Annotated in this window: 11 protein-coding genes; 6 read left to right on the plus strand and 5 right to left on the minus strand. The window is 39.0% G+C overall.

Annotated features, from left to right (window positions below):
* Positions 1-34: 34 nt before the first annotated feature.
* Positions 35-760, plus strand: a complete 726-nt coding sequence (locus ACSQ6I_RS05380) for a hypothetical protein (RefSeq protein ID WP_438889335.1) — start codon at positions 35-37, stop codon at positions 758-760.
* A 165-nt stretch (positions 761-925) separates the two neighbouring features.
* On the opposite strand, the gene cobO is transcribed toward ACSQ6I_RS05380, so the two are convergent.
* On the minus strand, positions 926-1,603 hold the full coding sequence (gene cobO, locus ACSQ6I_RS05385) for a cob(I)yrinic acid a,c-diamide adenosyltransferase (protein ID WP_438889336.1): 678 nt from the start codon (positions 1,601-1,603) through the stop codon (positions 926-928).
* 366 nt (positions 1,604-1,969) lie between these two features.
* On the minus strand, positions 1,970-3,967 hold the full coding sequence (gene uvrB, locus ACSQ6I_RS05390) for an excinuclease ABC subunit UvrB (protein WP_438889337.1): 1,998 nt from the start codon (positions 3,965-3,967) through the stop codon (positions 1,970-1,972).
* A gap of 355 nt (positions 3,968-4,322) precedes the next feature.
* On the opposite strand from uvrB, the gene ACSQ6I_RS05395 reads away from it, so the two are divergent.
* From ACSQ6I_RS05395 to ACSQ6I_RS05405, 3 genes are all read left to right on the plus strand, one after another.
* On the plus strand, positions 4,323-4,685 hold the full coding sequence (locus ACSQ6I_RS05395; protein ID WP_438889339.1) for a hypothetical protein: 363 nt from the start codon (positions 4,323-4,325) through the stop codon (positions 4,683-4,685).
* A 174-nt stretch (positions 4,686-4,859) separates the two neighbouring features.
* Positions 4,860-5,150: a nucleotidyltransferase family protein gene (locus tag ACSQ6I_RS05400; RefSeq protein ID WP_438889340.1), complete on the plus strand. Its 291-nt coding sequence runs from the start codon at positions 4,860-4,862 to the stop codon at positions 5,148-5,150.
* Positions 5,147-5,488, plus strand: a complete 342-nt coding sequence (locus tag ACSQ6I_RS05405) for a HepT-like ribonuclease domain-containing protein (RefSeq protein WP_438889341.1) — start codon at positions 5,147-5,149, stop codon at positions 5,486-5,488. The genes ACSQ6I_RS05400 and ACSQ6I_RS05405 overlap by 4 nt, the downstream gene beginning before the upstream one ends.
* A gap of 44 nt (positions 5,489-5,532) precedes the next feature.
* Here the strand turns inward: ACSQ6I_RS05405 and ACSQ6I_RS05410 are convergent, their stop codons facing one another.
* Positions 5,533-6,309: an ABC transporter permease gene (locus ACSQ6I_RS05410; protein ID WP_438889342.1), complete on the minus strand. Its 777-nt coding sequence runs from the start codon at positions 6,307-6,309 to the stop codon at positions 5,533-5,535.
* 203 nt (positions 6,310-6,512) lie between these two features.
* Between ACSQ6I_RS05410 and ACSQ6I_RS05415 the strand changes: the two genes are divergently transcribed.
* Positions 6,513-7,661, plus strand: a complete 1,149-nt coding sequence (locus ACSQ6I_RS05415; RefSeq protein WP_438889343.1) for a DegT/DnrJ/EryC1/StrS family aminotransferase — start codon at positions 6,513-6,515, stop codon at positions 7,659-7,661.
* Positions 7,662-7,765: 104 nt separating this feature from the next.
* Here the strand turns inward: ACSQ6I_RS05415 and galE are convergent, their stop codons facing one another.
* Positions 7,766-8,761, minus strand: coding sequence for a UDP-glucose 4-epimerase GalE (gene galE / locus ACSQ6I_RS05420; protein ID WP_438889345.1), 996 nt, complete (start codon positions 8,759-8,761; stop codon positions 7,766-7,768).
* The gene (locus ACSQ6I_RS05425; RefSeq protein WP_438889347.1) at positions 8,758-10,161 is read right to left on the minus strand and encodes a sugar transferase; all 1,404 of its coding nucleotides are present in this window, start codon (positions 10,159-10,161) and stop codon (positions 8,758-8,760) included. The genes galE and ACSQ6I_RS05425 overlap by 4 nt, the downstream gene beginning before the upstream one ends.
* Positions 10,162-11,666: 1,505 nt before the next feature.
* Here ACSQ6I_RS05425 and ACSQ6I_RS05430 point away from each other — a divergent pair.
* The gene (locus ACSQ6I_RS05430; protein ID WP_438889348.1) at positions 11,667-13,835 is read left to right on the plus strand and encodes a GumC family protein; all 2,169 of its coding nucleotides are present in this window, start codon (positions 11,667-11,669) and stop codon (positions 13,833-13,835) included.
* Positions 13,836-13,841 lie beyond the last annotated feature (6 nt).

A 13,841-nucleotide genomic window follows, 5' to 3' on the forward strand; every position in this document is an offset into this window, starting at 1 on the left:
GATAATTAGTTAGCTTTATTACAGGAGAAATCAGGTGCTTAACAATATTTCTAAATTCATTACCTCACGTCAGTTAAAGTTTCCTGTTGTTAGTGTGCTGATCACCTTTGGTATTTTAGGCTTAGGTGTAATCGGTGAACAAACAAAAATTAACCTGAAATCTTCTACTGTGATAGCGGCTAATTTACCAAGTTCTCAAAATCAAATTCAGAGTGGTGATAAAACTCCTATTTTAGCGCGACTGAGAGAAATTAGAGATCAAAGAAGTCAACTCAGCGCTGACAATACAGATAGTAACGACTTAGAATCGGAAATTTTATCCAAAAATATTCAGACAATCCCCACAAAGACAAGACAAATAGGGGGAAAATCACGAGTAAATTTCCCTGAAAGGGATGGTATTTATCTCTATGGTCAGTCCTCAACACCAAACCAGTTAGGACAAGGTTATATTGTGTTTCAGAAACAACAAGGTAAGGTGATTGGTGCATTGTATATGCCGAGTTCCGAGTATAGTTGTTTTCAGGGGACAATTGCTAACTCAGGGGAATTGGCGATGACAGTAACTAGTTCTCCTGGTGAACTTGGTGTAATGCAAGTGTCAACTACCAGCAGAATACCCAGATTCAGCGATGAAGATGCTATCACTTACGCTTACTCTGTAGCATTGCAGGATTATCATCAGCTAGACGCTGTGAGTGCTAATGATAGAGAAATTTTGCAAGGGTGTAGTCAAGATGTCAATGGTGGTAATCAGTAGATGTTTGATGGAATGTTTTTACAAGGGTTCTGGATAACGCATATTTAAATTTGATCGATGTCTGATTACTTAGCAATACAAAAGAGGGCGGGAAAACCCCGCCCCTACAGGCTTTACAATTAAAAACTGTACTTCACGGATTTGAAAACTGGTAGATAGGATTAATCAATATTCAATTCCTGCTTGGGCTTTAACGCCTTGATCGCGGAAAGGATGCTTAACTAAAGTCATTTCGGTGACTAAATCTGCTTTTTCAATTAAAGCAGGTGGTGCACCTCTACCTGTGAGAATTACGTGTTTATCAGGTGGTTTTTGGGATAGACCGGCTAATACTTGTTCAACTTCTAAGTAACCGAGTTTGAGAGCAATATTAATTTCATCTAATAGTACGAGTTTGAAGTCGGGGTTGCGGATGAATTCTAATGATTTATCCCAAGCGGCGCTGGCTTTATCTAAATCGCGATCGCGATCTTGAGTTTCCCAGGTGAAGCCTTCACCCATAGCATGGAATTCTAATTGGTCTGACCAATGGCTGAAAACCCGCTTCTCTGAAGGTTCCCAGGCTCCTTTAATGAACTGCACTATTGCTACTTTATGACCATGACCGAGCGATCGCATGACCATTCCTAAAGCCGCAGTGGTTTTCCCCTTCCCGTTACCAGTATTGACAATAATTAACCCTTTTTCGGGTATGGCTTTGGCTATGCGTTTATCTTGTACTTCTTTGCGTCGCTGCATCTTTTGGCGATACTGATCATCATTCAGAGATGATGACATTACCTCATCAATCAAACGCGAAATTTCTTGATCTGAATTTAAATCTTCTGGTGTGTCGTTTTTCATAAACTTTGTTAGAAATTAAGTTTGGATGATTTTACTTACTTCCTTCGTTCTGGAAGAATGAAGAATTAAATGAACCGCGTTCGCGAAGCGTTCCGTAAGGAAAGACGCATTCGCGGTAGCGTTGCGAAGCAAAGGACGCGAAGGTAAGAAAGAAGAAGGAAGAAGATTGTAATTACAGCAGTTTTTGAAGAAATTAGGTACACATTTAGCGGGCAAGATGCCCGCACCACAAGAGTTTGATTATTCCAGTTTGTACCTCATTTGAATGAAATATGCTGTATTATATTTTCCCTATATTTATTCAGGTTACGCTAAACATTATTGAAAATATGTGAGTATTTACGCTTTTAGCTGACGGCTAATGATTTACCGTCCTAACATTTTATCTCGAAGATGCTTGATGCGATCGCGAAATTTTGCGGCTTCTTCAAATTCCATTTTTTTCGATGCTTCTTTCATTTGTGCTTCTAATAGGGTAATCAATTCTGGAATCTGCTCTAATGGTAGATCGTTGATATGTTCATCTACGACTTTTAAATCAGTTGCATTTAAACGTCTTGATACATCTAAAAAAGACAAAATCGCATTACCCGATTTTTTGATAATTGGTTGTGGTGTAATTCCGTGCAGTTTATTATGTGCCGTTTGAATTCCCCGTCTTCTATCGGTTTCATCAATGGCTTTAATCATACTCTTGGTTAAGTTATCAGCATACATGATGGCTTTTCCATGAATATGACGCGCAGCCCGGCCAATAGTTTGAATTAAGGAACGTTCAGCACGCAAGAAACCTTCTTTGTCTGCGTCCATAATTGCGACTAAGGAAACTTCTGGTAAATCTAAACCTTCCCGTAGTAAATTTACCCCCACCAATACATCAAAAATTCCTTCTCGTAAATCTTGTAAAATCTCAATACGTTGAATTGAATTAATTTCCGAATGTAAATATCTAACTTTAATTCCTCTATCTTCCAAATATTCAGTTAAATCTTCCGCCATGCGCTTTGTTAGAGTAGTAATCAAAGTTCTTTCTTTACGGTCAACTCTATCTTTGATTTCTCCTAATAAATCATCAATTTGTCCTTCTGTGGGACGAACAAATATTTCTGGATCTACTACTCCAGTTGGTCGAATCACTTGCTCAACTATATTATCTTCTGAAATTTCTAATTCCCAAAGTCCTGGAGTTGCTGAAACAAAAATGCATTGATTAGCTTTTTGCCAAAATTCATCTACTTTTAAAGGACGGTTATCAGCAGCACTGGGAAGCCGAAAACCATGATCTATTAAAACTTTTTTCCGTGCTTGGTCGCCGTTATACATCCCACGAATTTGAGGAACTGTAACGTGAGATTCATCAATTACTAACAGCCAATCTTTAGGAAAATAATCAATTAAACATTCTGGTGGTTCTCCAGCTTGTCTACCTGCTAAATGACGAGAATAGTTTTCTACGCCATTGCAATAACCCACTTCTCTCAGCATTTCCAAATCGTAGCGGGTGCGTTGGTCGATGCGTTGCGCTTCTACTAATTTACCTAATTCTTCTAATGTTAATTTTTGCTGTTTTAATTCTGTGGAAATATCTTCACAAGCGACTTCTAAACGTTCTTCTGGGGTGACAAAGTGACGCGCAGGGTAAATGTTAACTGCTTGGAGACTGCTCAAAATTTCCCCAGTTACAGGGTCAATGTAGCGAATTGCGTCAATTTCATCGCCAAAAAATTCAACGCGGATTATCCGGTCTTCATAAGCGGGTCCAATTTCTAAGACATCACCACGGACGCGGAATTTTCCCCGACCCATTTCTAAATCGTTGCGACTGTACTGCACAGATGTCAAATCGCGCAAAATTTGCCTTTGGTTAACTTCCATACCTATTTGTAGGGGAATGGCAGCTTTGAGGTATTCAGCAGGCATTCCTAAGCCGTAAATGCAACTAATAGAAGCAACAACGATGACATCTTTGCGTTCAAAGAGCGATCGCGTGGCTGAATGTCGCAACATATCTATCTCATCATTAATCGCCGCTGTTTTCTCTATATAAGTGTCTGTAACCGGAATATACGCTTCTGGTTGATAATAATCGTAATAGCTGACAAAATACTCAACAGCGTTGTTAGGGAAGAACTCCCGTAACTCATTACACAACTGAGCAGCCAGGGTTTTGTTGTGCGCTAAGACTAAGGTAGGTTTACCCACCTTCTCAATCACTGCGGCGATAGAAAACGTCTTACCGGTTCCCGTTGCACCCAGTAAAGTTTGGTAACGATTACCGGCTTGGAGACTGGAGACAAGTTGTGCGATCGCTCGCGGTTGATCCCCTGTGGGACTAAAGGGAGCTTGAAGACTAAATTCCGTCATACATACAGTTTTGTTGAAGATACCCACTTCCATAGTAGCGACACAGCCTCTCTCTGTGGGGTCTGAGTGGTAAAACAAAGGAAGCAAAGTGGGGATGTCAAAGATGACTAGATTTTCTCATTTTGCGAGTTGATTGGTTTGGAGGAGGAGCGCATCCCATTTACAACCCCTACCTACGAAACTTTGAGGTCAAGGTATTACAGGGATTAAATAAACTTATATTTATATGAGGTTTTTTAGAGTTACACTCACATATATAGGAGAAAATACATCTTTCCTTAATTATTGTAAAATTCACGTAATAAGTAAAAGGTGTTAGTTTACAAAGCGCCACAGCTGCAAAGGAGACATAAAAATGGAAGAAAATACCCAGGGTAATAATGTGAATACAGAGGAAGGTTCTCAAGGGACACTCATCGTTGCTGGAGAGCGTCCCATTGGCAGCAGTGGCTTACAAGTCGCAGAAACAATATCAATCGCTGGATTGCGTCCTATTGGCACAAGTAGTTTGGAAGTGGTTGAAACCTATAACTCTATGGGAATTCGTCCCATAGGTGCAAACACGTTCCAAATGGTTAGTAGTATCAATCTCTCTGGTATTCGTCCAATTGGTTCCAGTTCAATAGTGATTTCTGAAAACTATTCTGTGTTTGGTAATCGTCCAATTGCACCCAATATTGTTGACGATTCTGAAATTCTGATGGGATTTCTAGACTAAGAACTAAGATCAATCCCATATCTTTATCAACCCAGTTTTATTGCTAAACTGGGTTTTTTATGAAAATAAACAGAAAAATTTCATCTCACCAACTGCATGGCATTATTAATGCTACAGATGTCGAATTTGCAATCTAGGTTATACTCAAGCAAGAGAATAGCTGCCATTTAGGTTATGGGAATTGAAGAATTATTACTACCATTTCGTGAAGAAATATTAAAAATTGCCGCTAAATATGGCGCTTATAATATGCGGATTTTTGGTTCAGTTGCCAGAGGTGAAGCAACACCAGATAGTGATGTAGATTTTTTAGTGGAACTGCAACCTCAATGCAGTTTATTTGACTATATAGCGTTAACTCAAGATTTAGCAGCATTGCTAGGACGCAAAGTTGATGTTGCTGAACCTCAGAATTTACATGATTTAATTAGAGATAAAGTATTAAGTGAAGCTGTCCCATTATGAAAAATGAGCGTTTATATTTGAGCAATATTAAAGAATGTATTGAACGGATAGAAGAATATACCCAAGGTGGAAAAGAAGAATTTATGCAAACTAAGATGATTCAAGATGCAGTGATTCGCAATTTTGAAATCATTGGGGAAGCAACAAAAAGATTATCACCTGATTTGAGAAGCAAATATTCTGATGTTCCTTGGCAGCAGATGGCGGGTTTACGGGATGTACTAATTCATGATTATCTAAAGGTAAATCTGAATTTAGTTTGGCAAATTATCGAGCAAAATTTAGCTGATTTAAAATCACAAGTTACAACAATTTTACAAAATTTAAGTGAAGGTTAGGATGATATGCCCTGAGAATTATAGGTAATCAATCTAAAATCATTTTACCGCACTAACTGCATGGCATTATTAAAAAACTGACGGCATAAACCTTTGGTGACTAAAATTGTCGTCAACAAATTTGCGACAACAACCATAAACATAATCAAAATTTCATAGGATACGGCTTCTAAAGGTTTTACTCCAGCGAGTAACTGTCCGCTGGTGAAAGCTGGGATTGTCACCATGCCAATGAGCATCATTTGATTTAGAGTGGGGAGCAATGCGGCTCGAATTGCGTCTTTACGATAAGGACTAATTGCTTGCTGGGGAGTTGCACCTAAACTTAAATGAGTCTCTATTTCTGTGGGAAATTGGTTAATCGCATTTACAAGACGTTCTCCTGCTACTGCTGCTGCATTCATGCCATTACCAATCAATATGCCGGCTAAAGGAATTAGATAACGTGGTTCATACCATCTATCTGGTTGGATAATTAAAAAGTTGGTATAAAGCAATGTTAAGGCGGTACTGATGAAAATTGCCCCCCACACTAAAGGTAGTACTTGAGGAATTTTTTGGCTGATGCGATTTCGTGCGACAATCGCCGTAATTGTCAGCATGATTGTTAAAATCGCTAAAACTGCCCAAACATTGTCTACAGCAAAGATGAAGTCTAAAACGTATCCTAATACGATGAGTTGGAGGATGGTTCTACCGGTGGCTAAGGCTAAGTTTAACTCTAGTCCTAATTTTTCCCAGGCAGATAAACCAAGAGCGATCGCTATTAATGCTACAGCTAATGCTAAATCTACAATATCCAGTTTAATCAAATCCGGCATGGTTTCTCTACTTCCTGGGATTTTCTACTTGTAGCAACGGTCAAGATGCTGAGGACATCAATTGATGATGGAACTCCTTCTACAACAGGTTTTTACTCCTGACTTCTGCTATCAAACAGCCTACACGCGAATAATTCAAAATTCCATTAGCAAACAGCACCCGTAAAAGTGTATCTTTTGTATCTCGATTAAAATAATAAATTATGATCCAACGCGTAAATTCCATTCCCGCATTTGATATAAAACAGCAATACGCCACTATTGAAGCGGAAGTCAGTAGTGCTGTTCTAGAAGTTCTTGCTTCTGGCCGTTATATTGGTGGCCCTGCAATTGCAGGCTTTGAGCAACAATTTGCTGCTTATCATGGTGTAAGTGAATGTGTAGCTTGTAATTCTGGTACAGATGCGCTGTATTTAGCACTACGCGCTTTAGGAGTTGGTGCAGGTGATGAAGTTATTACCACACCTTTCACCTTTTTTGCAACTACTGAAGTTATCAGTGCTGTAGGTGCAACGCCTGTTTTTGTTGATATTGATGCCACTACCTTTAATTTGGATGTAGCACAAATAACAGAGGCAATTACACCTAAGACCAAGGCTATTATCCCAGTTCACTTGTTTGGACTACCTGTGGATATGACAGCTTTGATGGAGGTTGCTCAATTTCACAATTTAGCAGTAATTGAAGATTGCGCTCAAGCTACAGGTGCAACTTGGGATAATCAAAAAGTTGGCAGCATTGGACACGTTGGTTGTTTTAGCTTTTACCCAACTAAGAATCTGGGTGGTTGTGGTGATGGTGGTGCGATTACAACTAATGATAGTGCGATCGCAGCCAAGTTGCGAATATTGCGAGAACATGGCAGTAAAGAAAGATATATTCACGAAGAAATAGGTGTCAACAGCCGTTTAGATGCCATTCAAGCCGTAATTCTGCAAATTAAACTGCGCTATCTAGATACGTGGAACAAACAACGGCAGCAAATAGCCGCTTATTACTACCAATACCTCAGTCAAGTTCCCGGTATCACCACACCCCAAGAATTACTAGGAGGAGTTGGAGTTTGGAATCAATATACCATTCGCGTTTCTAGTGAAGGCAGAAATGGTGCAAGTGCTAAATATCGGGATTGGGTGCGGACTCAATTACAAGAAAAAGAAGTGAGTTCCATGCTTTACTATCCCCGTCCTTTGCATCTGCAACCAGTTTATGAAAATCTGGGTTATCAACCGGGACAATTGCCAGTTTCAGAGCAAGCTTGTCACGAGGTGATATCTTTACCCATGTTCCCAGAACTAACCCAGGAACAGCAAGATAAAGTAATTTATGCCTTGAAAGATTGTTTAGGGTAAGATTTAGGGCAGGCATCTTGCCTGTCTGTAGCACTATTTTGTCTGCAAAATATCATCAACTTTTATCTAGAGTTGTCTAATAACCCGACTACCAGCCAAAAAGCTCATTTTGTCCCAGACACCATTTCTCGCTGTCTTTCCCAAGCCAAAGTAGTAGACACGATGAGATCCAGATCATTATATTTGGGTTGCCAGCCCAGCACCTTGTGAATTTTATCGGCACAAGCTGTGACGCAGGCTGGATCACCCTCACGACGGTCAGTTTCAATAACAGGAAAATCCACCTCAGAAATTGCCTTGACTCGTTCAATAACTTGACGCACACTATAGCCTTGCCCATAACCGCAATTAAGAATTTGGCTTTCTCCACCCATTTCCAGATAGAGTAAAGCCTCCAAATGCGCTGTAGCCAAGTCTTCCACATGGATATAGTCCCGAATTCCGGTGCCATCTGGTGTGGGAAAATCAGTGCCAAAAATTTGCATTTGTGGCTGACGTTTAAGTGCTGCATCACAGGCAGATTTAATCAGATGATTTGTCTTAGGTGATATTTGCCCCAGCTTGCCACTAGAATCGGCTCCTGCCACATTAAAATAACGTAGAATTACGTAACGCAGAGAAGAAGTAATAGCATAGTCCTTAATCAGCCATTCGCTCATCAGCTTTGAGCGCCCATAGGGGTTAATAGGCATGGTAGGGGTAAACTCACTAACTGGATTTTCCCCTACCTCTCCATAAACTGCTGCTGTACTGGAAAAGATGATTTGATTAACACCCATCACATGACAACAGCGGAGTAAATTTAAAGTATTGCGTGTGTTGTTAGCGTAGTAGTCCAGGGGATGGATGATTGATTCTGGTACAATCAGACTAGCGGCAAAGTGCAACACCGCACTAAATTCATGCTTGGCAAAAACTAGATAAAGATGGTCTAAGTCGGCTAAATCGCCGATAATCAAATCGCCGTAAAGCACAGATTTTGGTGAACCTGTAGAGCAATTGTCATAGACTATAATGTCATAACCGACTGTACCAAGTTGGCGGACAACGTGTGAGCCTATATAGCCTGCGCCACCAGTTACTAAAACTTTTTTTCTCATCTACCTTGACCTAAAAAAACTACTCGTATAGTTTTGAAAGCGATCGCTAAATCTAACCAAATGGAATAGTTCTTGATGTAATAGAGGTCGTAAGCGAGCTTTTCATAGGCATCTTCAATTGATGCACCGTAGGGATAGAGTACCTGGGCCCAGCCTGTTATTCCCGGTTTGACCAAATAACGTAGTTCATAGTAAGGAATCGCTTCTTTCAGCTTGGCATCAAACTCTGGACGTTCTGGACGTGGGCCAATTAAGCTCATTTCTCCCCTCAGCACATTCCAAATCTGCGGTAGTTCGTCGATTCGCAACAGGCGTAGCCAACGTCCTACTCTAGTAACACGAGGGTCATGTTTATCAGCCCACTGTACCCCGTGTTTCTCAGAATCTTGATGCATAGAGCGGAATTTATAAACTCTAAATGACTTGCCATATAAACCTGTTCGTAACTGGCTGTAGAATACTGGGCCCGAACTATCTAATTTAATTGCCAGTATCGTGAACAACATTAGTGGGGATAAAATTACGAGCAAAACCATTACCAGAATCAAATCTACAAACCGCTTTAACTTCATAGTTAAGTAGCCAGGCATCAAGTGAAACCCAGGGCTAAAAGCGAACCACTTATCCTGTAGTAGGTACGAAGGGAGTTTATACCATAAGGTTTCATAAAAATCCGGCAGCCTGTAAATTGGAATACCTCGCAGCCGGATTTGCATCAATTGCTGTACCTGCATATCAGAAAACTGAATATTGGTTGCTATGATTACGGCAGACCAAGATTCTTGAATCCATTTAGATAAATCATTGAAGTCTCCTACATAATTCAGATTATCCAGTTCTGAACGAGCAGGCTTTTGATCAGCTTCAGGAGTTAGCACAACTAACTTCCCCAATAGATTTAGCTGTAATAGATTTTGTGTAAATTTGATTGCGCTTTCACCTGCACCCAACATCAACCAACGACTTTGCTCAGTGCGCGATCGCACCCATCTCGCTGCTAATAATCTTAACATCACTGCCCAGATGCTAAAAATTCCCAAGCTTGATAGCAAAACGCCCCGTTTAACCAATGTATGATCCACCCAAGCCATTAGCGCAAAAATGAAAAAACCACTTACTAAAATGCCGATTAGGGTGCGAGATGGTGTCCTTAATCCCGCAATCTGTCTCTCTGGATGGTAAGTATCAGCCAAATAAAGTCCTACTAGCATTAATAAGACAAAACAGTAAATAAATGGGTCAAATCCGTTAATTGGTTGGCCTAACCGTAACCAAAAAGCAAATAATAAACAAACATACAAGCCAAAAATATCACCTAAAAAAAGGATTATAGGCAGAGTACGTGGTATGTTTGGCAATTTGGTATTATTTGGAGAACTGATGTAACTAGTAAGATTCATATATTTTATTAGCTTGTGTTTTGCTCATTTTTGTACAAGGTTCAAATTTCATACGAACTTACACATTGATTTGGATATAGCGTTTCCTCATCACATGAGGTACATCATAGCCCCCTCCCCACAAGCGATGAGGGGGTTGGGGTTTTTGTACCTCACTCAACCGATAGCTATATATCTGAGGTTAAAACCTTTTATCCTTCTTTTATTATCAAAAAAAAATGATCAATTTTCTGATTTTGATATCCAGATTCACACAATGTTGCCAAGATTTAAGTTCCACAAAAAAACAACATATTGGTGAATATGCTCAAACATTGATAAATAATAAGCTGGGATTTTTTTAATCTCAGATTTGGATGTAGCGAACGGACAGAAATGAGGATTATCAATACCATTCAGTTAAGGCTCAAAATTAATTGAAAGAAAACTCAACATTACCCAATACTTATTTGAGTATTGCTGCCTTCCCACTACGCGGAAACAAGCTAGAATTTTTCTTAACTGAACAGTATTGGATTATGAATACCATTCCCAATACTCTAACTACAGATTGAAGAAAAGTCGTATTAGCCAGTAAGGATTAAGGGTTCTTCGGTTATTTATATGGAAAACCTGGTTCAACATTATTGACAGTCTTATTTCACTGGCATTTCATTGAAAACAAGAGCATAATCCTTTATAACTCTTGCCCAGTAAAGGTTTTGTTATAATCAATCCTCAATCACCATAAAAAAGGCGAAAGATCCAGATTAATATAAATTATGTGTATAACACATTACGAGAATGAGTGTTATACCTTTTGATATATTTTCCTTATGGGGCAAAAATCTCAGGTACTCTTTAAGGCAGAACGTTTCAAGATATCGTCAAGACAAACTAATGAAAGTTTAGGTAGTCTGGTTTGTCCTATAAATCTAGAAAAGTTGAGACTCACAATCCATAAATTAATAGAATGAGCTTTTCTAGAGAATATACTAAAAATACACACATCAGAGCTTATGTGTCTAGCTTTATGCAACGATATTTTGAAAAATTGGCGTTCTAAAATTCATACGAATTTGATTCATAATGTATCTACTAATTTCCGGGCTGCAAAAAGCCAATAATTAGTGTTATATCAAGTTTTTAACAAGATTACTATCCAGTAATTATGAAGTTTAAATTGATGTTGCATAAGGGCTAGACAGATGAATTATGGTATGTGTATTTTAAGTACATCCTCTCACGACACTTCAATAAAAACTAAGCCCAAACTGGCTTATAGGTATAAACGTGGAATAGCTTCCCATTTTTAAACCTATAATTGAAGTTATTGACAGCAAATTTCAGGCTCTTAGAATACAGTTGGATAGGGATAATTGAGTAAAAGTTTGTGTGGTTTAATTAGTAGACAATAAGGTATTTTTTGCCAAAAGAAATATGATGAATCTTTGTTATTGCATACAAGGCCAATTCTTTGTTTTTAATAATTGAAATTTAATTTCAATCAGTGACAACATTTTAATATGGAATCTAAGCAAGAAGACCAAAATTTATCAGAATTTCAAAATCACTCGCTGGTTTTCAAAAAGCATTGGTTGATGATAGTAACTATAATCGCCTTTGTTTTTGGATTGACAGGGTTATTAACTTTCACACAAACATTGATTTACGAAGCCAAAGGTAAACTACTGTTAAAGCAAAGTGAAGCTTCTTCCTTGGCGGGTTTGAACCAAAAAGTGGGAGGACTGACAGGTCTGAGTAACACAAGCAATCCAGTGGATACAGAAGTACAAATAATTCGTTCTAATTCCATCGTTCAGAGAACTATTGACAGACTTAAATTAAAAAATAAACAGGGTAAGCCTCTAACAATTGAAGAATTTATCACAAAACTAAAAGTCAATGGGATTCGTGGTACAGATGTGATGGAGTTAACTTACCAAAGCAATAATGCCATAGAAGCTGCGGCAGTTGTTAATACTTTGATGAAAATTTACTGGGAAGATAATATTCTGACTAATCGAACAGAGACGAAATCTGCGAAGGAATTCTTAAGTAATCAATTGCCTAAAATTGAAAACAGAGTGGCACAAGCAGAAGCAGCTTTACGCTACTTTAAAGATAAAAACCAAATAGTTTCCTTAGAAGCAGAAGCAAATTTAGGAGTGCAAGAAATCAATAATTTATTAAGTGAAATTACTAAACAAAAGGCACAACTGGAGGCTGCTAAAAGTCGTTCTATAGGTTTACAAAATCAGTTGAAATTGAGTACTCAACAAGCCTTCAATCTTTCTACTATAAGTCAGTCCCCTGGTGTGCAGCAGGTGCTAACAGAATATCAAAAAATTCAGAATGATTTGGCTGTAACGCAAACTCGCTTGACAGATGAACATCCAACAGTCAAGAATTTGATGAGCAAAAAACAAGCTTTGAAACAGCAGCTACAAAAGCAAGTTGGAGACATTGTATATAGTCAAGAATCTATACCAGACAAAAATTTGCAGATTGGACAATTGAAGCAAACACTGACATCTGAATTGGTGCAATCACAGCTAAATAAGTTGGCATTAGCAAACCAAGTCAGAGTCTTACAAAATGCATTATTCACCAGCCAAACAAGATTAAGAATGTTACCCCAACTGGAACAACAACAGCAAGCGCTAGAACGACGTTTGCAAGTAGCACAAACTACTTATCAACAAGTATTCAAGCAATTACAAGAAATGGAGGTGGCAGAGAAGCAAAAAGTTGGTAATGTGCGGATAGTTTCAGAGGCTGTAATTTCTGACAAAGCTATTTCTCCCAAGATTATCCCCAACTTGGCTCTAGGTGGATTTTTAGGAGTGCTATTAGGGATTGGGACAGCACTACTGTTAGAAGCTATGGATAAATCACTGAAGACAGTTGAAGAAGCTAAACAGTTGTTGGGTTATCCCTTATTGGGAACTATTCCTAGCCTAAGTCACAAAGAAGGAATTGGATCAGAACTGCCTATTAGAGACAATCCCTATTCGTCGGCCAGTGCTGCCTTTGAAATGCTGATGACTAACTTGAATTTCACCTTCTCTGACAAAGAATTACGGGTAATTTTAGTGACTAGTTCCATCCCGAAGGAAGGTAAGTCTTTTGTTGCTGCTAACTTGGCAATAGCAAAAGCACAGATGGGATGCCGAGTGCTGTTGCTGGATGCAGATATGCGTCGGCCTCGGCAACATGAAATTTGGAAATTGCCTAATGTCATGGGGTTGAGTAATGTGTTGGTAGGTCAGGGTGAATTAACAAAAACGGCACAAGTAATGGTTGGGTTGGAAGTATTAACATCAGGAACCATTCCACCTAATCCTGTTGCACTGATTGATTCGCAGGGTATGGATTTGTTAATTAAAGAATATGCTCAAGAGTATGATTTTGTTATTATTGATACTGGATCACTCGCGATAAATGCGGAGGCACAAATTCTCGGCAAATTGGTGGATGGAATGTTGCTAGTTGTACGTCCTGGAATGGTTGATTCGCGTACAGTGATCGCAGCCAAGTCGCTGGTGGAGCAGTCAGGACAGCAAGTTTTGGGAATGGTGGTGAATGGGGTAGGGAGTGATAGTAACTATAGCTACTACTCTGACGAACACCCCTCTGAAAAATTACATAATAAAAAAACAGAGAAGAAGTTGCCGAATTTTCGGGTTTCATGAAGTTTA

The sequence above is a fragment of the Anabaena sp. WFMT genome (genome assembly GCF_051781005.1).
GTDB lineage: Bacteria > Cyanobacteriota > Cyanobacteriia > Cyanobacteriales > Nostocaceae > Anabaena.

Bases quoted from the DNA above. Each gene is read 5' to 3' on its own strand.
- cobO (WP_438889336.1), bottom strand. From the start codon at position 1,603: ATGAAAAACGACACACCAGAAGATTTAAATTCAGATCAAGAAATTTCG.
- uvrB (WP_438889337.1), bottom strand. From the start codon at position 3,967: ATGACGGAATTTAGTCTTCAAGCTCCCTTTAGTCCCACAGGGGATCAA.
- ACSQ6I_RS05395 (WP_438889339.1), top strand. From the start codon at position 4,323: ATGGAAGAAAATACCCAGGGTAATAATGTGAATACAGAGGAAGGTTCT.
- ACSQ6I_RS05400 (WP_438889340.1), top strand. From the start codon at position 4,860: ATGGGAATTGAAGAATTATTACTACCATTTCGTGAAGAAATATTAAAA.
- ACSQ6I_RS05405 (WP_438889341.1), top strand. From the start codon at position 5,147: ATGAAAAATGAGCGTTTATATTTGAGCAATATTAAAGAATGTATTGAA.
- ACSQ6I_RS05410 (WP_438889342.1), bottom strand. From the start codon at position 6,309: ATGCCGGATTTGATTAAACTGGATATTGTAGATTTAGCATTAGCTGTA.
- ACSQ6I_RS05415 (WP_438889343.1), top strand. From the start codon at position 6,513: ATGATCCAACGCGTAAATTCCATTCCCGCATTTGATATAAAACAGCAA.
- galE (WP_438889345.1), bottom strand. From the start codon at position 8,761: ATGAGAAAAAAAGTTTTAGTAACTGGTGGCGCAGGCTATATAGGCTCA.
- ACSQ6I_RS05425 (WP_438889347.1), bottom strand. From the start codon at position 10,161: ATGAATCTTACTAGTTACATCAGTTCTCCAAATAATACCAAATTGCCA.
- ACSQ6I_RS05430 (WP_438889348.1), top strand. From the start codon at position 11,667: ATGGAATCTAAGCAAGAAGACCAAAATTTATCAGAATTTCAAAATCAC.